Annotated in this window: 12 protein-coding genes, 1 pseudogene and 1 CRISPR repeat array (1 of these 14 cut by a window edge); of the genes and pseudogenes, 4 read left to right on the forward strand and 9 right to left on the reverse strand. The window is 39.9% G+C overall.

The genetic code is table 11. The features are described from left to right. Positions 1-1,146: a CRISPR direct-repeat array (repeat unit 37 nt; unit sequence GTTTCAATCCCTAATAGGGATTAGTTGAAATTGCAAT) (it extends 1,724 nt beyond the left edge of the window). 250 nt (positions 1,147-1,396) lie between these two features. Both H6G77_RS03410 and H6G77_RS03415 read right to left on the reverse strand, forming a co-directional pair. Further along, the gene (locus tag H6G77_RS03410; protein ID WP_190870835.1) at positions 1,397-2,905 is read right to left on the reverse strand and encodes a dihydroorotase; all 1,509 of its coding nucleotides are present in this window, start codon (positions 2,903-2,905) and stop codon (positions 1,397-1,399) included. Between the two features lie 255 nt (positions 2,906-3,160). Next, positions 3,161-4,510 (reverse strand): histidine phosphatase family protein, encoded by a 1,350-nt coding sequence (locus H6G77_RS03415; RefSeq protein WP_190593292.1) that lies wholly within the window; start codon positions 4,508-4,510, stop codon positions 3,161-3,163. 320 nt (positions 4,511-4,830) lie between these two features. Here H6G77_RS03415 and H6G77_RS03420 point away from each other — a divergent pair, with 320 nt between their 5' ends. Next, complete coding sequence (locus H6G77_RS03420; RefSeq protein WP_190870836.1) at positions 4,831-5,400, forward strand: DUF3611 family protein; 570 nt, start codon at positions 4,831-4,833, stop codon at positions 5,398-5,400. Between the two features lie 197 nt (positions 5,401-5,597). Here H6G77_RS03420 and H6G77_RS36445 read toward each other — a convergent pair whose 3' ends face one another. The 3 genes and pseudogenes from H6G77_RS36445 to H6G77_RS03435 form a co-directional block, all read right to left on the reverse strand. Beyond that, positions 5,598-6,098: a hypothetical protein gene (locus H6G77_RS36445; RefSeq protein ID WP_396020664.1), complete on the reverse strand. Its 501-nt coding sequence runs from the start codon at positions 6,096-6,098 to the stop codon at positions 5,598-5,600. Between the two features lie 860 nt (positions 6,099-6,958). Beyond that, positions 6,959-7,352 (reverse strand): annotated as a pseudogene (locus H6G77_RS03430) (HetP family heterocyst commitment protein). A gap of 1,171 nt (positions 7,353-8,523) precedes the next feature. Then, positions 8,524-11,550 carry a cysteine peptidase family C39 domain-containing protein gene (locus H6G77_RS03435; RefSeq protein WP_190870837.1) on the reverse strand — a complete coding sequence of 1,009 codons (3,027 nt, stop codon included), beginning with the start codon at positions 11,548-11,550 and terminating at the stop codon, positions 8,524-8,526. Positions 11,551-12,354: 804 nt separating this feature from the next. Here H6G77_RS03435 and H6G77_RS03440 point away from each other — a divergent pair. The 3 genes from H6G77_RS03440 to H6G77_RS03450 all read left to right on the forward strand — a co-directional run bounded on the left by H6G77_RS03440 (position 12,355) and on the right by H6G77_RS03450 (position 16,459). Continuing rightward, the gene (locus tag H6G77_RS03440) at positions 12,355-13,011 is read left to right on the forward strand and encodes a class I SAM-dependent methyltransferase family protein (RefSeq protein ID WP_190870838.1); all 657 of its coding nucleotides are present in this window, start codon (positions 12,355-12,357) and stop codon (positions 13,009-13,011) included. Between the two features lie 46 nt (positions 13,012-13,057). Beyond that, a complete protein-coding gene (locus H6G77_RS03445; RefSeq protein WP_190593297.1) occupies positions 13,058-14,146 on the forward strand; it encodes an aliphatic sulfonate ABC transporter substrate-binding protein in 1,089 nt (362 codons plus the stop codon). A gap of 915 nt (positions 14,147-15,061) precedes the next feature. Beyond that, complete coding sequence (locus H6G77_RS03450) at positions 15,062-16,459, forward strand: AAA-like domain-containing protein (protein WP_190870839.1); 1,398 nt, start codon at positions 15,062-15,064, stop codon at positions 16,457-16,459. Between the two features lie 304 nt (positions 16,460-16,763). On the opposite strand, the gene H6G77_RS03455 is transcribed toward H6G77_RS03450, so the two are convergent. From H6G77_RS03455 to H6G77_RS03470, 4 genes are all read right to left on the reverse strand, one after another. Beyond that, on the reverse strand, positions 16,764-17,459 hold the full coding sequence (locus H6G77_RS03455) for an SAM-dependent methyltransferase (RefSeq protein ID WP_190870840.1): 696 nt from the start codon (positions 17,457-17,459) through the stop codon (positions 16,764-16,766). A 236-nt stretch (positions 17,460-17,695) separates the two neighbouring features. Continuing rightward, positions 17,696-18,793, reverse strand: coding sequence for an iron-containing redox enzyme family protein (locus H6G77_RS03460; RefSeq protein WP_190870841.1), 1,098 nt, complete (start codon positions 18,791-18,793; stop codon positions 17,696-17,698). A 529-nt stretch (positions 18,794-19,322) separates the two neighbouring features. Next, a complete protein-coding gene (locus H6G77_RS03465; RefSeq protein ID WP_190870842.1) occupies positions 19,323-19,559 on the reverse strand; it encodes a hypothetical protein in 237 nt (78 codons plus the stop codon). A 648-nt stretch (positions 19,560-20,207) separates the two neighbouring features. Beyond that, the gene (locus H6G77_RS03470) at positions 20,208-22,046 is read right to left on the reverse strand and encodes a penicillin-binding protein 2 (protein ID WP_190870843.1); all 1,839 of its coding nucleotides are present in this window, start codon (positions 22,044-22,046) and stop codon (positions 20,208-20,210) included. Between the last annotated feature and the right edge of the window lie 14 nt (positions 22,047-22,060).

Below are 22,060 nucleotides of genomic sequence, written 5' to 3' on the forward strand. Positions count from 1 at the left end.
TGGGGCGGACGCGGTTAGATCGTTTCAATCCCTAATAGGGATTAGTTGAAATTGCAATCGTAATGGTGGGACATCCAACAATCACTAGGCGTTTCAATCCCTAATAGGGATTAGTTGAAATTGCAATAATTGGCATTTTTATTTTCCTTTTTGTCCTAGCTCGTGTTTCAATCCCTAATAGGGATTAGTTGAAATTGCAATTTTGCAAGACTCGCGCGTGTTTTGCAAATGCAAGTTGTTTCAATCCCTAATAGGGATTAGTTGAAATTGCAATTTTTGGATAACGCCGACATTAGTGGGATTCAGAAGTAAACGTTTCAATCCCTAATAGGGATTAGTTGAAATTGCAATTTTAGATTTGAATTACGCCAAAGCGATACCGTTGATCGTGTTTCAATCCCTAATAGGGATTAGTTGAAATTGCAATAATCAGCATCATAATCAGGCCCGGTGTATCGCCAGTTTCAATCCCTAATAGGGATTAGTTGAAATTGCAATTCTTCTACTTCGGCGGCAAATTCTTCAGCTTGTTGGTTTCAATCCCTAATAGGGATTAGTTGAAATTGCAATTGCCGATGCACTCGCTATGGCCGCTTACGGGCATGTTTCAATCCCTAATAGGGATTAGTTGAAATTGCAATGACTAAACTCTGATGCAGTCCTAAAACAACATCTCGTTTCAATCCCTAATAGGGATTAGTTGAAATTGCAATCGGTGTCTGTAAAGCGTGCTTCAATTACGCGTGTTTCAATCCCTAATAGGGATTAGTTGAAATTGCAATCTTTACCTTAAATTCAAGCCTTCTGGGAATTCCTTTGGTTTCAATCCCTAATAGGGATTAGTTGAAATTGCAATAATATGCTCAAACCTGTATTTACCGTCCTTCATGTCGTTTCAATCCCTAATAGGGATTAGTTGAAATTGCAATAAAATCACCATCTTCTTCTCTAAAAAAGAACCCGTCAGTTTCAATCCCTAATAGGGATTAGTTGAAATTGCAATTTTGGAAGCAGGCTTGCGTGACCATCTACCTTATGTTTCAATCCCTAATAGGGATTAGTTGAAATTGCAATCTAGCACCAGTCTTTTCATCAATAACTTCCGTTATGTTTCAATCCCTAATAGGGATTAGTTGAAATTGCAATAGCGGGAGCCAGAAAGCGTTGTCCTATAAAGTTTTCAAGGTTCAGTTGCGCGGATGGAAAAATTATAACACAGCATAATGAAAATTGATTGACACAAAAACGCTGGAATCTATACATAGCAAGGTGCGCGGATGATTTTAATTTATTTTTTTGGCAAAAGCTTGTGCTGAAAGGAATACAGCCATTTTCCCGAACCGCTATTTTTGAACACCTACCCATCCGCGCGATCGCCAAAACTACCAAAATTAATTTAACACCAAATTTGCAACACCCGACCTTGTAATTCTCGCCCCATCCAAGGTGTATTACTCGAAAGTGTCTGTAAATTTTTCCTTTCCACTTTCCAGGTTTGCGAAGGGTCAAACAAAGTTAACTCGGCTTTTTGATTAGCAGTTAATGTACTTAATTCCTGTCCCAAACATTTTGCGGGATTACTACTTAAAGCTTGCCATAATTCTAAGGCTGTAAATTCTCCCGTTACCACCAGATTTTGCCACAACAAAGGTAAGGCTAGTTCTAAACCAACTGCTCCTGCTGGAGCTTCGGCAAAAGCTTGGACTTTTTCTTCATAAGTATAAGCCGCGTGGTCGATCGCGATCGCATCGATTACACCTGTGCGGACTCCTTCACGCAAAGCTTTTAAATCGCTGGGATTTCCCAAAGGCGGATCTAAATGCAAACTGGTGTCATAACTTTTAACATCTCGGCTACCCTCGATGTTACTGAGCGTAGTCGAAGGGTTAATAGATGTGGTATCCAATAACAAGTGCATCCAAGTAGTGCTGGCGGTGATGGGTAAACCAGCAGCCTTAGCAGCCGCAATTAATTCCACACTCCGCGCCGTAGAGACGCGCATAATATGAACTTGCAAATTACCAGTCGCCGCCACTAATTCTAACAAAGAGGCGATCGCAGTTGTTTCGGCACTGGCGGGAACTGGTGGTAAACCAAAACGCAACGCATCTACCCCTTCACGCATCACACCATTCGAGGTAAGCTGGCGATCGCAAGGCCAAAAAGCCACAGGTTTAGCCAAAGGCTGTACATATTCCAGCACTCGCCGCACCAACCCCAAATTATCCAACGGATGACTATCAGTAAAACCCACCACTCCCGCAGCCGCTAAATCAGCCAACTCTGTCATCTGCTTTCCCGCCACATCCAAAGTAACTGCACCCCAGATGTTGAGTAACGGTGTCGGGGTGTCGGGGTGTGGGGGAGATAAGGGAGAGGGGGTAGATAAGGGAGAGAGGGGAGACAAGGGAGAGGGGGGAGACAAGGGAGAGGGGGTAGACAAGGGAGAGGGGGTAGACAAGGGAGAAGAAACATAGTTTCTTCCTTGTCCACCTTGTCCACCTTGTCCACCTTGTCCACCTTGTCCCCCTTGTCCACCTTGTCCCCCACGTCCCCCTTCCCCTCTCATCTTCTGCAACTGCGCCACCAGCGCCGGATGATCAATGGCTGGAGATGTATCAGGTAAAATACCAATTCTGGTAAAGCCACCAGATGCAGCCGCTTGCAACAAAGACGATAAAGTTTCTCTCTCTTCAAACCCTGGTTCGCCAGAGTGACTATACAAATCTACTAACCCAGTTCCTAGAATTAATCCCCGACAGTCTCTAACTTGAGTCTCATTACTAATTGCCGAAATTTGTGCAGCTACAGCTTGAATACGACCATCAACTATCAGGACATCGGCTATTTGGTCAGTGCCAGAAATTGGATCAATTACTCGGACTTGTTGTAAAAGTTCATTCATAAAAATCATACGTTAGGAGTGACAAGTCAGCTAATCATGAGAACATCTCACAACTAAACATGAAGAGGGACTCTTGACTAGGTACTAGATTGTTACTCAGCACTCAGCGAGAAGTTGCGTGCGCGGGTTCCCCGCGTTGAGCAAACTTCGGTGACTCAGCACTTTCAAGCTAGGAGTTAAGAGTTATGAGTATTTAGGTTTGACTATTCACACCTAATTTATTACCTCATTTCTGACTCTTCACTCCTCCCTGTTTTATAATGCTCCAGCTGCGGTTTTATCCAGAACACCACCACCCAAATGAGCCGTGATATTCATTGCTTGTAATACCGGAAAACCATCAAGTCCGTTGGGATAGTCAATCACGCTAACTGCGCCATTACCTTGGCGGAAATTCCAAAAGTTTTCTGCTGTTAAACCGAGAATATGACACAACAAGGTTTTATTAGTTGCATCGTGAGCCACTACTAATCCTGTTGTGAGTTGATTATCTAATGCGGTTTGCACAATAGATTGCCACGCCGCAACGCTACGTTCCCACACTTGTTGTAAATTCTCACCTTCTGGCATTTGTACCTCAGCCGGTACAGTCCGCCAACGGTGTAATTCTCCGGGAAATTCTTGTTCAATTTCCTTCTCTAATTTCCCTTCCCAAAGGCCATGACTAATTTCTCGCAAACCATCTTGCAGGTCTAGCTGAATGCTGGGATGTTGACGCAATATAATCTCGGCTGTTTCTTTCGGACGTTGCATAGAACTACTCACAGCAAAGTCAATGGCTACATCCTTGAGAAATTCGCCTGCTTTTTGCGCTTGATTTCTGCCATTGTCATTTAAAGGAACATCAATTTGTCCTTGAAATCTGGTTTGACGGTTCCACTCAGTTTCACCATGACGCACTAACAACAACCGCACGCCTTGATGACCGGGACGCAATGAAGGTAATGCTTCCCCCATGTGCTGCGTTTGGTTCATCGATTCTAGTTGGACTGGTTCACCCAAACCGCCAGCAAAATTCAATACAGTCACACCACAGTTAGATTGCTGGATGGAGTGATAACGGCTGGGAGGAATACCCAGTGCTGTGCTAATCAAGGCGCGGTTAATTCCGTTATGCCCAACTATTAAAATAGTTTGACCTTGATGCTGTGGCAAAATATCTTGCCAAAACTGCCGTGCTTGTTCGTACAAAGCCAGAACTGGAAAATGCTCTCTTGTCCCCTCAGCATCTTGAATTTGCATTACCAATTGGTCAGGATTTTCATGCCAAATGCGATAGTCTTCAGCAAACTTCTGCTCAACATCCGCAGTTAGCATTGTCTCCCACAAAGGCAAATCAATTTCCAATAACTTATCAGAAGTTTGGACAGCAGCAGACTCTTGAGTATTGGCTAACTCGCTTTGAATAATCTCGGCGGTGAGTTTAGCTCGTTGCAGAGGACTGCAATAAATTGCCTGAAATGAAATATTGCTGAGGGCTTTGCCTACTTTACTGGCATCATTACGACCTTTTTCTGTTAGTGTTGACGCATCCGTGCGCCCTTGAATACGCCGTTCGGCATTGTAGCTACTCTGCCCATGACGCACAATGATGACACGAGTCATCGGCTTTGCCCTCCTCTATCTAAAGGATTAATTTTACTCTAAAGTGTTGGCAGAATAACCTATTTAGATAGATTAGATACTGATTCAGAATTACGCACAAAGATTATCTGTAAAGACCAGGTGTGGGGTGTAAGGGTTTTGAATCAGCATTAGCTTAAGTACACCCTTCCTAAAACCCTTGATTTTTCATCTCACTGCGTAAATCCTAATGAAGATAGCCAAAAGTTTCTGCCTGTAGGTGGGGGTATTCCATTATCAAGCCAAAATATGCTTGAAGTTGGGGGAGATTCCTAAGAAATGCCAACAGATGGAAATTAAATATGCAAACAGAAACAGACGCGAGAACTATAACAGCATCGCTTCACACAGTTGGTAACACTATTCGCTTGACAGGCTGGATTACTTTTTGGGTACAGCTAGGACTGGCTGTGGTGTCTGGGATAGCTGTATTGTTTGCTTCAACTGGGCGTGGCTTTGCTGACAAACCAAATGCAGGTCTAGGAGTCGGGATATTTTGGGCTATCTGCGGGATTGTGGCTTTATTATTTAGTGTGTATTGGGATTTTCGTTATACACGTCTGGGTAAAAGGTTAGAAAATCCGAATCATGCTTTACACCCTAGCAAAGCCGACACGATCGCTGCTATCAGATTAGGCATAATGATTAGTTTAGTGGGAATACTATTAACTCTTTTAGGTGCTGGCTCAACTTTAGGCGTTTTAGTTGCTAAATCTATCTCCCAACCACCAGGGGTAGCAATTACAGATCCCAATAAAATTATTCGAGCGTTGGATGTGTTTGTCGCCGTAGCTAATATTAACGGGATTACTGCTCACTTTATCGGTGCGATCGCTTCTTTGTGGTTGTTAGAACGGGTGTATAAGCACTAGAGTAGTAAGGTAATGTTACCTGTTGTGGTGCTGCTCGAAATACAACAGTGGCTATATCTGGTTGGAGTGCGGAACGATAAACTATACCTTCATATCCACACTTAAACCGACGATGAATATAGCAATCCTAAATGATATGTGAGAGTTCAAAAAGCCTCAAACGCTTATAAAACAAGGATTTTTATCTACGTATTTTCTCACGTTTGGGGTAGGATTGCTATATCAATATCATAAATTTTGGCGGCATGATAAAAACTAATTTCACCATTTTCGATTTGATAGTATAGCTCTTGTGCCAATGTTTCTGAGTCAAGCAGTATTTGATACAAAATCACTTGCTCAAATTCGGCGCGATTTTGCTGAAAAAAATGCTCTACTTCATCGGCAAATAATACCTGTGCGAGTTTGTGAGATAATAGGCGATCGCAAATTCCTCTTTCCCAATCTTCAGGCGTAATTAATTGATCAGCTAACCATTCCAGTGTATCTGCGGCTCTTTCTAAATGTCTTTCCCGGCGCTGCTTTTCTGCTTCTGCTTCAATTTCTGGCGGTGTAATAGTAATACCTCTAGCTTCGGCGGCTTGACGGATGATTTTGTGAAATAAAATCTGTTGATATACTTCCTTCAACCTCATTTCTTTTTTGAGGAATTGCATCACTTCTTCTGATTCCAGCAAAATTTTTGACAAATCACTCATTAGTATTCATACAAGTTAAAAACATACCAGATTACATAAAAAACTGGAAGCTATTTGGGCTTTTAGCTTCCAGCCAATACTGTATCCATTATGTGTTATTACAGCAGAGATGATCCTGTTTGGTAGAACTAGGATTTAGAGCATTAAAACAAAAGTGTAGTAGTTATATGCTCTATCAGTAACAACAACTGTTAACTGTTTTGTTGTCTATTTCTCTGACTATAAAAGTATGGAAGGCTCTACTAAGTTTTCCCCACCATAGAGAAACTGACTAGAGGGCATTGAAAGTAAAAGTTGCGGAAAACCAACTTTTTAACTTGTTGATGCTCAGGCTTCCTGAGAAACAAAACAACCAATAGCAACAGTTTGATTGTCTGTCTTGGTTTCAGAGTTATGTACTCTTTGGGATACTGACTGCTTCAGCAAAAACAATCAGTTAAATGTATTTCATAGTCAGATATTCAATGATTTTATCATTGTTGATGAGCTTATTGACTCATCTGCTCTATGTATAATTTAAATGATATTGATAGTTTAAATTTGCCATTTTGGCACATTTTGGTAAAAATTTTTATCCCTAATTGTTCTCTTGATACCAAGACTAAATCAGACTTTTCATACTCTAGAAGCTTGAATCTATGACAACAAAACCCACCTGGAGAAATTATCTCAAAGATGGGTTAGTTAATTGGAAACAGTATAATTAACGTGATATTTTTACATAAATTTCAATAATTAATGACATCATGTTATTTGCTGTTTGTCAAAGCTCGACATTCAGGACTGACAGCAACTGATTGAGAAAAGTAATGAGTAATGAGTAATGAGTTAGAAATTTACTTATTACTCATTACTCAATTTTAAGGAAAAATCTTGAGTGCGATCGCTTGATGTTCTGGCATTTCTTGGGCTAACGATTGCTCCATATTACCGCCACGAATTTCAGTTTTTTGCTTTACCTACTACCTCAAGGTAAGTTAAGTCTTTAATTTTGCCCAAGCAATGAGTTGCGACAGATTTATCCGCAGATGATACTTCTTGTTGTTGCGTTCTACTTGGGGAAGAATTTTCTTTGAGCAATCTGTTATAAGTGCGATAAGGAATGTAATGTAATGGATTGTAACCAGCAACACGTAGCATTAACACACATGCCCAAGAATACTTACCAGCTAGAATTGCTTCTACTATTTGGTCAAATTGTTGAGGATTGATACCTTTATTAAAGTTACTGACGCTAGTTATGTTGTGATTCATAGTGTTAATTGCACTGGGGAATTAGGTGTTACAGGTAGTCAATAATTAATCAATAGTTGTTGCAGTTGGATGTTGTAACAACTACCCTCTAAATTTATGTTTAGTTTTAGCTATAAGCCTGTGGAGAATGACTAAATATAGCCGTGAAGGCTGCTTCATTCTTGGTACTGAGGTGAGAACTGCATGTGTTCTGATGATGATGTCCATGAGCTTGACCTTGGAGGAGAAAGTTAACTGTATTTCATTTAGTAGTTAGTTACTTTTCAATCTTTGGTAATGTCATTTTAATGACTATAACAATCTGGCTTGGCTCTTGGTAGACGCAGTTTTATCCTCTGTTTGTCTTCTCAATACTTAGTTTAATCTACTGCCCTGATAATTTTACCGTATAATCTTTCGCTTCAGTTTTTCTAGCAAAGTTTGGTGAGAAGGTGATAGTTTTCCCTGAGAACATCAACGGTATTTAGCAAAAAAATTAATAGCTACTTTAGTATTTATACTACGTTTTTTTCTAAATGTCATCTTCTCAATTAAAACTTTACCAGTAAAAAATACGGATTTTTTTTGATGTCTCCATTTGTATGTTCTAAGTTTTAGTATTGTCACGGATTCGCTGTTTACTGAGGGGTTTGACCCCTCATTTATTGTTCATAAGAAACTTTTCTTTGGTTCAAATTCATATAGAAATTTACCATTAACTTGTCTAATAAACAATCACTAAATATCGTAATTCCTATAGCAATATCAAAAACAAAGTAATTTTATGTATTTGGCGTTGTTAAAAATATTTTTAACAAAATATAAATTTCATCCGGGAATCATGAATAGGAATTATCTGTGGGGACTGGGTGAAGGGGTATAGGGCTGGCAGTACAATTAGTCTGGGGCTATACAAACAAAGCTTGCCTAGCCTATCGCTTTCAAGCCATTCCCGCCTAGAACTAAAGTTCCAGGCTCATAGCCAAAGTCCACTTAAGTGGACTGGAATACATTTTTAGTTGAGTCATCTGAAGATGACTTGCGCTATGAGACTCGGAATGAATGCAGTCCTAAATCATTCGTGAACCAAAAGATCCCCGACTTCTTCAAGAAGTCGGGGATCTGAGCCTCTCGATTTTCACAAATCAAATACGATCGCTGTCGAAACGCTTTCTTAACTGAACTGTGTTAATTAATCAAGACCAATGGTTGCCATCAACTTTTGATGGGTGCTTTGTTCAACCAAAATACCTTGGTTGAGAACTAGGATATGGTCGGTGTGGCGCAGACTAGAAAGGCGATGGGAGATGATAAAAGTAGTGTGGTGCTGATTCAAATGAGCTAATTTCTGGTACAAACAACGCTCAGATTCAGAGTCGAGACTGCTAGTAGCTTCGTCTAGAATTAAAATTTTGGGGTTACTAATTAAAGCACGAGCGATCGCAATTTTTTGTTTTTGTCCACCAGACAGCCGCAAACCTCTTTCCCCGACTGGGGTGTTGTAGCCTAAAGGTAGTTCGCGGATGAAACTGTGAGCTTCGGCTAATTTGGCGGCAGCGATCGCTTGTTCAGGATGCAAATCTGGATTATACAGAGTAATATTTTCTAAAATCGTGCCGGAAAACAAAAAGTTATCCTGGGGGACAAAACCGATTTGACTGCGTAACGATGGCGGCGATACCGTACTAATATCAATGCCATCAATTAAAATCCGCCCATTTTCGGGACGATATAAACCCGCCAGCAAATTGACTAAGGTGCTTTTACCGCAACCACTCTGACCAATTATCCCGACAGTTTGCCCTGATTTGACGTGAAAAGAGACATTTTGCAAAGTATGACGCTGGTCATCAGGATGATAGCGGAAAAATACATTCTCAAACTGCACTTCACCGCGAATTGTCGGCATTACCTGTAAAGGTTTTTGGGAATTTTCTTCTGGCTGAGAATCTAAGACATCGTTAACTCGCTCTAGGGCTGTGAATACTGCGGGTAATTCATCCCATAACTCTACCAATGCCAACACAGGATGAATCACATTACTCATCAACATATTGAACGCCACCAATTTACCCAGTGACATATCCCCAGTGATGACTAGTTGCAACCCACACCATAAAACAACTGTTGTCGCAATGTGACTAACTAAATTCCGCAGCATTTGTAAGACATTGGCTAACTTCTGTCCCCGTAACCGCGCCTTGAGCATTTTCAGCAACTGCTTTTGCCAATATGTCTGCACTGAAGCTTCGGCGGCGGCGGTTTTGACTGTGACAATTCCCGTGATGATTTCCCCTGTGGCAGAATTTTGGCTGGCGGATGTTTGCAAAACTTCCCGCGATATCTGCTGGAGGAATGAACTTGCACCCACAATCAACATCACAACGGGGATAATTCCACTCACAACTAATAAAGTGAGTCGCAAATTGAGGTTAGCCATCACCCCAAAATAGACAAGAATCATCACCGCATCAATTGGACTAGTAATAGCGCGACGGGTAAAGAACTGTTGAATTTTGAGATTTTCGGGAATGCGGCTGAGAATATCTTCGACTTGGCGGGTGGTAAAAAACTGTAATGGTAGCTGTAAGGTATGTTTGACAAAACCACCAATTAAATTAACATCGATGCGACTGGCAAAATAATCGAGCAAATATTGTCGCTGTGCATTTAAAACAATCCCCCAGACACCCAAGCATAAAAAGCCGAGTACAAAAGCATTTAATGTGGAAAAGTTTTTCAGCAATAGTATTTGGTCGAGAACAACTTGGGTAAGTAAGGGAGTCGCTAACCCAAAGACTTGCATGATCAGAGAAACCAGAATAATGTATTGAATAAGTTGGCGATCGCGCTGTAATGTCTGCCAATAAGGACGTAAGGAAAGTTTCTCGCTGTTGCGGCTATGAAAGTTGGCGGTTGGATTTAATAAAAGTGCGTATCCTGTCCAATTGGCTTCAAAGTCTTGGCGTGATAGCCATTTTTTCCCCTTCGCTGGGTCAGCAATTAAAATGCGATCGCCTTGAATCTGCCAAACCACTATATAATGATTGCCTTGCCAGTGAGCAATCCAAGGATTAGTTTGCGACTCTAGCTTGGTTAAACTCGCCCTCACTTGTAATGTTGTGTAACCCAAGGTTTGGGCGGCTGTGGCTAAACCCGCTAAAGATGCGCCTGTACAGTCGATGGCTGCTAAGTTGCGTAAAGTATTGAGGCGGAAGCGTTTACCCCAATATTGGCTAATCATTGCTAAACAAGCCGCACCACAATCTGATGAACTTTGTTGCAAAATCAAGGGATATTTCCGCCGTGGTTTAGCTTTTGGCTGTTGGGGAAAATCAATTTCTGCGACTGGGGAAATTTCTGCTTGGGAAGATTCCGGTTTGGGAAGGGGAATTTGGGTGATTGCGGAATGATCAATAACTGATACTTTTGGTTGTGGATTTTGACTAGTAAATACTTGGGCTAATTCCCACTGTTCAATCGGTAGCTGGTAAACTAACAAATCTGTCTCCGCAGTTGCATCGGGAGATGTCACATCAGGATATCCCCAACTATCACCAATTAAGAGTGAGGTTGTTCCCCCGGCTAACCAAAAACGTCCCGCATTGGCTGGTGTGGCTGTATTTAAAGATGCGCCAGCCGGAATTTTGCTAGTAATTATATAAGGTAAGAATTGCTGTAAACTTGCACTGTTGAGCGATCGCAATTCTGTATAACTTTTAAAGAAAATTAGTGCTTGACGCTCGAATGCTAACTTTTGCCAGTGCTTTTGGAGATTTGGTAAGCGTTGTAACCACACTTGTAAATCGGCAATTGTAATTTGGGCTACAAAACCCGGACTTGCACCGATGGCACGGTATGATAAAGGGCGATCGCAAAACAAATGATCTGCGCCAAATGTCTGTTCTGCTAATAACAACTGTGGAGAAACTTCCCTGCCCAAAGTCTCATCAAAACTCAACAAGCGCACTTTACCTTGACATACCAAGTAAAAAAAATCGCTGTTATCTGCTGTAGCTGTATTCTCAGTGTATCTATTTAAATTATCACCTAGTTGAAACTCTTGAATTGTCCACAACTGAATAAACTCTGCGGCTAAATCTGTATCCCCGACAACTAAGTTCAAAAGTTTAATAATGATTGCTGCTAAAATATTAGATTGCTTTTGTTTACTAATTTTTAGTTCTCCCTGAACTCTGAACGAAGAAGCGGGGTTCATGATTTATTTGCTGGTCTTGGTGGATATTTTTTGATGTTTGACGACGTGATTTGATGATAAAAGTTATGTAAATAAATGATGATTTTTTAGGCTATATATAGCAACACATCAATCATTAGTGTAGTAATATTTTGCCTTTAAATACTTTTTAGTCTATTTTTAACATAGGCTATTTGCTATTAGTAATTGAGCAGATACAAGTGAGAATCTTTGGGATTTATTCTCGAAATATGTCAGCGAGTATTCAATTTTTCCTGAGTGTTACTTACATTTTCTGTTAATTTGTGCAACACCCGGAAAATAAAATGACATTTTGTACAGGTCAGATTTGTGCAGGAAACATAATACTGTGCAAGACAGGAATATTAACAGGACTTACACACCAAAATTGTCTGTGAAGATTGGGTGTAAGGGTGTAAGGGTGTGTGGCGTAGGGGTTTTAGATACATATACACACCACTTGGCTCAAGTCGGGAAACCCACCCACGCCAGTGGCTCCCCCATACCCTTGATTTTTCGTTTTTATGCGTAAGTCCTAATTAAGCCAGCCACGGTTTTTGAAATGTAACTAAAGTTACTGTTTTTTGGGCGATCGCTGGTTGCTTCACCACATAAATTATTCAGCATTGGTAACTTTCAACATCCGTACTCAACACTTGGCGATCGGACTTGATTTAACTGTAATTTCTGTGGTAGCCTGCTTTTACTCTTAAATACGGCAAATCTACCGATGAACCGTAGTTTAGCGCAGTGTATGACTCACTGTGCCTCCTTCCTAGTTTGCGGAAACGAAAATATCACCTTATGCCAAAAGACTGGTTTGAATGGCACGACCTCTACAAAACAGAACCGAGGTTGCAGCAGCGTTTAGAAATTGTGCGAGAATTTATCGCCCACAGTTTAAATTTCTCTCCATCAGGAGTAATTCGCGTAGTCAGTGTCTGCGCTGGCGATGGACGAGATTTACTCGGAACTTTAGTAAATCACCCACGCGCTCAAGATGTTCACGCACGACTTGTAGAGCTAAATCCCCAACTCGTAGAACGTGGCAAAGCAACTATAGAATCATTAGGTTTAACAAAACAAATTGAGTTTATTAATGGTGATGCAACTATCGCCTCTAACTATCTAGGCGCAGTACCAGCAGACATTGTGATTGTTTGTGGCGTTTTTGGTAATCTTGCCGACGAAAATGAACTCAATCGCTTATTAGGAAATTTGAGTTTCCTGAGTAAAAAAGGTGCTTTTGTCATTTGGACTCGCGGACATTCCAATGGTATTCCCCACTCAGAAACAGTCCGTACATCTTTACAAAAAGCTGGGTTTGCAGAAGTCAACTTTAAGCTGACAGCAACCGGAGATATGGGTATAGGCATTCATCGCTATCTTGGTGAAAATGTCCCTGAACCCAAAGAGCAACAGTTTTTTGTATTTTCTGGCATTGCCAATAGAGCCAGATAAAAAATTATCTCTCCGTTATCAATTAATCTAGCCGTACAAAAAAATTATGGTCGCTACCTTTAAACCCCAATATACAAACATTTTTCATCGTGTTACGCGATTGTTAGCTCCAGGGTTGATTAGCATTGCAACCTCATTCACATTAATCAGTTGCACACAACCAACTCCAAAGGCAGAAACTTCATCTACAGCTAATAATGTCTCTGATGTCAAGCCAGCAGGCATCAAAACCAAAGTCTTGCGGATGGGGTATCAGCAAGCTGGTGATTTAGTCAGGGTGACAAAAGTATTAGAAAAGCGTCTAGAACCTTTGGGGGTGACAGTGGAATGGTCACAATTTGCCCAAGGGCCACAACTGATGGAAGCGATGAATGTGGGCAAAATTGATTTGGGTTCCGTTGGTGAAACGCCTCCCATCTTTGCTCAAGCGGCTGGGGCGCAGATTGTCTATGTTGTTGGTTCACGACGCAGCGAAAATAGTGGTAGAAGCAGTGCGATCGCAGTACCACCAGATTCACCAATTAAGACTTTAAAAGATATCAAAGGACAAAAAGTCGTCTTCCAAAAAGCATCAGCATCTCACTACTTTATTCTCAGAGCTTTAGAAGATGTCGGTTTGAAATATAGCGATATTAAAGTTTTGAGTATCCCCAACGTAGAAGCCAGCAGTGCCTTTCTCGAAGGTAAAATTCCGGTTTGGGTAACAGGTGATCCACATCTAGCCAGAGCCGAAAAACTAGGTAAAGCCAGGATTTTACGAGATTCTCAAGGCCTCGACTCTCCAGGCGGATATTATATTGGTGGCAAACAATTTGCTATAGACAATCCAGAACTTTTGCGAATAGTGATTGAAGAGATTGACAAAATTCAACGCTGGGCTGAGGCGCATCCCAAAGAAACCGCCCAACTCATTGCACCCTTTCAAAAACTACCACCCGACGTGATGGATTTAGTCATTAGCCGCCGTAGTTATGGGTTAAGAGCCATCTCTCCCGATTTAATCCAAGAACAACAGCGAGTAGCTGATTACTTCTATAAAAATGGCTTACTTCCCAAACCTGTGAATATTCGAGAAGCAGTGTTAACCCCAGAGCAGTATGCTGCAATTACCCCAGCCACCATCAGCCAAAAATAGCATCTGTGCTGATGTTCTCCTTTGAGTTCTGCCAGAAATACTCTTTGCTCATCTCTACTTCCAGTCTGTACAGATAATTTCAAAAATCCAATACGAGTCTCACAGATAGCCATTTTGTGTGATTTAGCTTTTCATCCCCAAATGATTCAATAATTTGGGGATTTTGTTATCTACATAAACAATGTCGCCAAGAATACATCAATTTCATCAGAGCGATCGCATCATTAATCAATAGCATTGATAAAATCTAGTGTAATTACTGAAAGCATTTATTATGATGTTAGTATGTTGTAAGTTGATTTAGAGGATTGACTCAAAAAAATCAAACGTTAAAATAGACCAGTTGATCAAAAACTCAAAAAATTACACAAACGGTGGAAGTACAGTAGAATATCAGTGAACTCACTTAAAATCACAAATTTGGGGCTGAATAAAGCCTGAAATGACTGAAGCGTCAGATTTTACAGTAATTTAGATATTTTCCACCTGACTAAATTACGAGTTTTTCTGAACTTCAGCTTTTGACCTTATTCTGCAACAAATTCCCGTGGCTGATATGACAATCCGTTAAGTAAGGGTCAGCAATCTCATTATTTCGTAATAATTTTTACGGGTATTTTCAGTAAAAATACTGTATCAAAATACCTTTCTTTATACAATGCTTTTGTTAGTGGTTTCTACGGTTGTTATAACTTGAAATTCGGAATGTTTGACGCTGTTTAAATTCTTGGAGTAGTTGGATCATCAGATTCTACACAAAACTTTTTGCAAAAGTTGTAATTTGCGTGCTTCTATTCAGATTTTTGCGCTTATCCTCCGGGAAAGCCTACAGGGAAATGCACGAAGCAAAAAAGTATTGATGCAAGAAGTTAAAAGTAGACTTTGTGTCCACAAAAAGTTGTTGGAACACAGCCTATGCAAGTGAAACAAACTAAAAGCAAGAGAAGACGAGGCGTTGTACTAACTCCTACCGGACTACAACGTTTGCAAGAAGCAATAGTATCTTGGGAGATGGCTAGGAAAAAAGGCGATCGCCTCACCCTACAAGAACTCAGCACACAGATTAGTATTTCGACCAAAACTCTGAGTCGATTATGGTCTTTGAGTAAAGCTGTAGATCAAAAAACTCTCAAACTATGTTTTAGTGCCTTTAACCTCAAATTAAATGAAGCAGATTACGCTGTTTCGAGCGTCGATGATGAAAGCGAAATCTTAGAATTTCTGCCTAGAAATTCATACACAAAATTAGAAAACTCACCTCGTCTTTCTACTGACGAAATCACACATCGTTGGACTTATCCAGATGGCCCTGTAGCTTTAGACTCACCTTTATATATCGAGCGTCCACCTATAGAAGAACTGGCTTATCGAGAAATTACTCGACCAGGCTGTGTAATTCGGATTCGCTCTCCCAGACAAATGGGAAAAACTTCTTTAGTACTACGTATTTTAGCCTTTGCCCAGAAGCAAAGATATCATACTGTTAATATCAACTGTTATCAAATCGATGATTCTTGTTTAACCGATTTAAATAAGCTTTTGCGTTGTCTTTGTTGGCAAATTGCTCAACAACTAGATATTGAGCCCAACTTAGATGAGATGTGGGATGAAGAAGTTGGCTATAAATTAGTTTGTAGTTTTTACTTGCAAAAATATCTTTTCAAACAGATAAATCATCCCATAGTGTTAGTTTTAAGTGATGTTGATCGCTTTTTTGAATATCCTCATATTGCTCAGGAATTTTTTGCTTTGTTGCGTTCCTGGTGTGAAGAAGCCAGACAAAACTATGGTTGGCAGAAATTAAGATTAGTAGTGGTATATTCCACAGAACAAAATATTTCTTTAGATATTAACCGTTCACCATTTAATATCGGCCTACCTATCCGTCTGAGTGAATTTACACACTACCAAGTAGAAGAGTTAGCCAGTAGATACGAATTAAACTGGAGAGTCGGTCAAGAATCTGCGGAATTAATGTCTTTGGTTGGTGGTCATCCAGCCTTGATTCAACTAGCCTTATTTCATCTTGTCTCTGGCAAGATAACTCTCCAAGAATTAATTCAAGAAGCGATGGTGAACGGTGGTATCTACCGCCATCACTTATGGCGACACTGGTTAAAACTGCAAGCCTATCCTCATCTGATCAAGGTATATGCTGAACTTGTCGAAACCAAACTCGGTCTAGTGATTGATCCTGCGGATGCTTATAAGCTGGAAAATCTAGGATTAATTTGTTTTGATGGCGATCGCATCTTACCGCGCTGTAAACTCTACCGCGCTTACTTTCAAAAACAACTATCTGCCCTTGTCTAATACTCTTTTGATGTCAAATTTCTGAATTCAGCAATTACCTAATCTCTCTCTCATTGATCAAATATCAACCTTGAAAAATAAATTTTCATATAACTAATACCATTTTGGATTTTGGATTGGGAAAGGGTGCACTGGTAAGCTTTTGGGCAATCCATTTGTCGCAATCATTCTTCAATTTGGTATAACTGTTCCCTACCTCCACAAAACAACTTTTTCAGTAAACCCTATGTAGGTAAGCATTCTCAATCAAACTCTCAATTAACCCCGAATATATTAGTGAATGCCCACCCTACATATTGCCAATCTATAAACTTGTCATAACTTGAGTTAATTCATTCGCCAAATCAATATTTGATACCTGGGATTTTTGGAATAGCACTCCAGATAAGAAATAATAATCTCCAGAGTAAAATGCCTGATGATGTTTTTTTAATTCTTCTATATGTTTTTTGACTTTTGGCTCAGAACTATAGTAACCAAACTGCAAGGGTAAAACCACAAATTTATTTACACTGTAGCTGTGTTTTCGTGCTGTTTTAATAGTACTAATAGGATTGGAATAACTAGAAACTAAAACTAAAACATTTTCATAATCTAAAGATAACAACTCGTTGGTAATTGCTGCTCCATCTATACCACCAAATAATAATGGCATATAAATATCATCATCTGGAGCAGGCAGATATGGCGGGTTAGCTACAAGATAATTGGCTTGAGGTTTATCAGCATCAAATAAACAAGAATTATGAATAATATATTTACTAGTCAAATTATATTCATCTATAGTTAAGTTAGCAGCTTTCCAGGCAGATGTATTCAGTTCATAGCCTTGAATTAATCCCTCAAATTTATTTCGCAGTAGTGAGTTAATCACTGGACTACCATCACCAGAACCAAATTCAACAATCGAAGTCGGATTTTGGCAATCTCTCAGGACAAAATTTTCTAAACAGTTGGAATAGAAATTAGATTCTTCAGGGCAGGAAAATATGTCTTTCATTTGATTGAATTAGTTCCTTAAATTACAGTTTGACTTGCATAAAAGCACAGAAAATTTGTCTGTAGTGAGTTGTTTGTCACTACAGTAGAATCAAATGTCCAAAAATTTTAAAATGCTATTTTTGGCTTGGTAATACCAATTTGAAAAATGATTGCGACAAATGGGTTACTGAAAAGCTCACCAGTAAGCAATTTCCCAATCCAAAATCCAAAATCTAAAATCCAAAATGGTATAAGTTATCTTGTTGGTAAATTTGCTTGTTCGGCTGCGCGAATAGATTTGACAACAGCTTGAGCAGCGCGATCGCCCATGAGTTTTTCTTGGTCGTATCCTAGTAATAATTCCCACGCATCATGGGGATATTGCTCGGCTAAAGCTAACGCCACACTCTCTAACATCCATTGACCGTGGCGTTCATCTTCGCGGATGTGCAGTTCCCAATAACCCATTGCTGCATCTGAAAGTTGTAGTCTTTGTGCTGCTGCAAAATAATTTTTGTAAGCTGCTGGCCCTGCTACTTCAAAATAAGTTAACGCGCCACTGTAACGGAGGAAATATCGTTTGCGTTCGGTGGTTAAAAAGTTTTGATTCGCGCAAGCTAAAACTTCCCAAGGTACTAAATCAAAGTAACCTTCTGGTTCGGTGTTCATCTCAAACTCGGCTAACATTTGAGCAAAAAATGTTGAGTGCTTGCGAGATAAGCGCCCATTACCGTACTCTTCTAAAAATACCCGCACTAAAGTACATTGCACCTCGTTGGCTGTACCGCCTAAAATCCGCGATAAACGACTACCTTCCACTAAACCATCAAATGAAGCGATCGCCAGCAAATGACGATAGCCAATTTCACTCATTTGTTCGCGGATGTAGCGGCTTTCTGGTGATAGTGGCGGATTTAAATCTGCGGTGGCGCGTTCTATTAATGCTTGTTTGACATCTAATTTTTGTAATGCTGGTACATCAATTTGTGCTAATTCCCAAGCTTGCCAAGCAAGTTCAATTTGATGACGACAACAACTTAAATAAAGCGATCGCTCATTTGTATAGTGGCGTAAATCGTCGTACCAAAATAACTTTAGGCGATTAATCCAATATAAAATTCGTTGCAAAAATAAATGAGCGTCATTATCTACGCTGCTATTTTGATAGGCTGCTACAATTGCCGCAAAGAGTGTTTGTTCAAATTCTCTAACTTGCGTTGCTAACTGATGTAGTTGATTGTCTAAATTTTCTATTGCTAGTAATTCTAAAAATAACTGTTCAGCTTGGCGATAATTATTAGCTGTATTTACTTCACCATCGAATTTAGGTAATCTCAATAAATTGCTTTGCATGGAATCTTAGATAACTTTACTCAAGAGTGAAAATACTTCCCTCTCTAATATCTAAAGTTCCACACTTCAGCTTTATTAACCTCTTTCGTGAGTTATAAACAAATATTAACTCTAGAGATACAGAATTACAGCAAGAGATAGATAACAGATTACAGATTACAAATTCGGCAAATGAACACACTTGCATGGTTGAGGTATATCTGTGGGTAGGTATTTTCTGAGAAAATTTTTTCTATATTCAGCTTTATCTCTATAGCCACTACTTGTACCACAACTCCCCAGCAAACTCATGTTAATACTGGTGCTAATCCGGGAACTTCAACTAATAGCCTAATTCCGACTAATACACGGTAATTCGTAATTAACGGGACTTAAATTTAAGTAAACAGGTGTTAAACTTACCCTTTCTATTTTGGGTGTTTAGTAGTAAATTAACACCTATAATTTTTTAGCTAATACTTATTAGCTTCCTATGAATAAATTTATTTTTATTTATTCATAGGATTTTTAAATCGACTAGTTGCCAAGATTAACTTAGTTTTTGTACAGTGATGATAGCTGTACCTCTACTATTAATCCTATAACGTCGAAGAGGTGTATTATCTCTATTGCTAGAATCTCTATCAAAGCTGCCTGAATCGACGTTGTTTCCAAGATTAGCTAAATCATCATCATTTACGTCGCCTGATTGACCACCAGATAGAAGCTGTTGTTGCTCATTAGATAGCTCTAAAAGCAAATCATTTGCTATTGTTTGAGTTTGCATAATTCTTAACCTCACTTACGTATATAGGTTGATAAAACCTATGTTTTTATTTTTAATCTTTTGAAGAATTTTAAAATTATTCTTTAGTGATAATTTATTATTTTAAATATCTTTCTCTAGGAATATGAATTAAAAATTAGAAACTTTATTTAAATTATTGCTGTTTTTAAATTACCTATTATTAATTGACAATTGATAACTGTTTTATTCAAGGCAGGACTTACGCACCAAGATTGTTTATTAAGATTGGGCATAAGGGTGTAAGGGTTTTTGGCATAAGGGTTTTAGATACATACACCCCCATACCCCTGTCTCACAAGTGTAGGTTTTTAACAGAGTGATGAGTAGCGACTCTAAAAATCACGATTTAATCAGAGTTTCATCACCCTCACACCCTTACACCCTAAATCAAGGTTTTTGGGGCAGAACGTAAAAAACCTACACCTGTCAGATACCCCTGTACCCTTGCCAAAACCCTTGATTTTTCGTTTTTATGCGTAAGTCTTACAAGGTTTAAGACCTCTCCTTTTAAGGAGAAAAAATAAAAAGCTCTGGATTTTCCAATCCTTTTTGTCAAGTTAAAAATTGGATCTAGCTACAAGATATAGACAATCTTTGTGCATCAGTCCTGCTACGTTGATAAAACTCTCATCTTGGTGTTTCATCTGGGGAATTGAACTGTTCCGGTGGTAGGTGTTCTAGGGGAATTAAGGTTTCCATGACTGATTTGACAATTGGTGCAGCAACAGTAGAACCGTATGCGCTTTCACCCTTCGGCTCATCAACAATTGCCAAAATTACATAGCGGGGAGATTCCACAGGCAAAACGGCGACAAAGCTGGTGATTCTTGCACCAGGGATATAGCCACCATTCGGACTAGCTTTTTGGGCTGTACCTGTTTTACCACCAATGCGATATCCAGCAATTTTAGAAGGTCTACCAGTACCTTCAGAAACAACTGTTTCCATCATTTCCACAACTTGCTGAGTAGTTTTCGCAGAAAAAATTTGCCTTGGTGTGGGAAGTGTGGGTGAATAGTGCATTTTGCCACTGCTATCAACCAATCCGCGAACTACATGGGGTGTGACTAATTTACCGCCATTGGCTAAAGCGCCGTGCAGTTGTACTAGTTGGAGGGGGGTGAGTGAAAAACCTTGTCCAAAAGATGCGGTTGCTGGTTCAATGGGTGAAGAAATAAATCTTGGTTGAGTTTTCAGCGAACCGCTAACTCCAAAAGGCAAATCAGTTTCTAATGGTTGCCCTAAGCCTAGACGTTCTAACCAGGTGTAGTAGATTGAGGGGCGCATTTTTTGGATGATTTGCACCATCCCGATGTTGCTGGAATTTTGCAGAATTTGAGCAATATTAATGCGCCCATAAGCATTGTTTTGAGCATTTTTAATTACACGGTCAGCGACTCTAATCGACCCTGGGTCATTAAAAGTATCATTGGGTTGAATCACACCATTTTCTAATGCGATCGCTACATTTAATGGTTTGAATGTTGACCCTGGTTCGTAAAGGTCAGCTACCGTCCAGTTTTTAAATAAATCAATCTTCGCTTTACCATAGTCATTCGGGTCATAAGTCGGCTGCGACACCAGTGCAAGTAAAGAACCATCTAACGCATCCATCACAATCACAGCCCCACGTTTAGCGCGGAATTTTTCTACCTGGGCTTTCAGCGCCAAGCGAGCCGCCCTTTGTAAGCGTGTATCAATTGTGAGTTGCAATTTCAAGTCATCCGCATGGAGAAAACCTTCTGGCGCTTCATCTGGCTTTAATTCCCCTCTCCCAGACTGCATTAACCGTACCTTCTGCACAGAACGTTCTAGCAGTTTTTCTTGACTATACTCCACACCAGCTTGACCACGACGCTCTAAATCTACGTAACCCACCACATCAGATGTAATATCGGCTTGCGGATATAAGCGTGAGTATTTGGGAATAAATTCTAAGCCATTTAAGCGCAGAGCAATCACGCGATCGGCAATTTCTTCAGGTAGCGCCGGCATCAAAATAATCCCGCTTTTGCGACTTTGAAAAGTTTTCACTAATTCCGCCACATCTTTATCAATGATTGGGGCTATTTTTTGGGCAACATCTTCATTAGACTTATCAAACAGTTTGGGATGGGCATAAACAGTATAGACAGGGCGGTCAACTGCCAAAACATTATTATTGCGATCGATTACCAAACGACGCGGCATAAACGAACGCAAACTTACCATTTGTTGATTGCGTGCTTTCTGCGTGAGTTTTTTGCCTTGGAGAATTTGTAAATTATATAAGTTAAAAGCTAAACCTAATGCTGAGAATATTAAAATAGCCCAAACAATTAACAGCCTGACCTTACTGCTTTGTACTGGTTCTGGGGTTTTGGGTGTGAGTTTCTCCAGCCACTTTTGTCGAGAAACTTTCTGCCGCTTTGTCACGGCTGGATTGCGAGAATTTCTAAATTTTAATCTACTGGATGACTTTTGCATCGGCTTCGTCCTTT

Origin of the sequence: Aulosira sp. FACHB-615, assembly GCF_014698045.1 — a bacterium.
In the GTDB taxonomy this organism is placed as follows: domain Bacteria; phylum Cyanobacteriota; class Cyanobacteriia; order Cyanobacteriales; family Nostocaceae; genus Nostoc_B.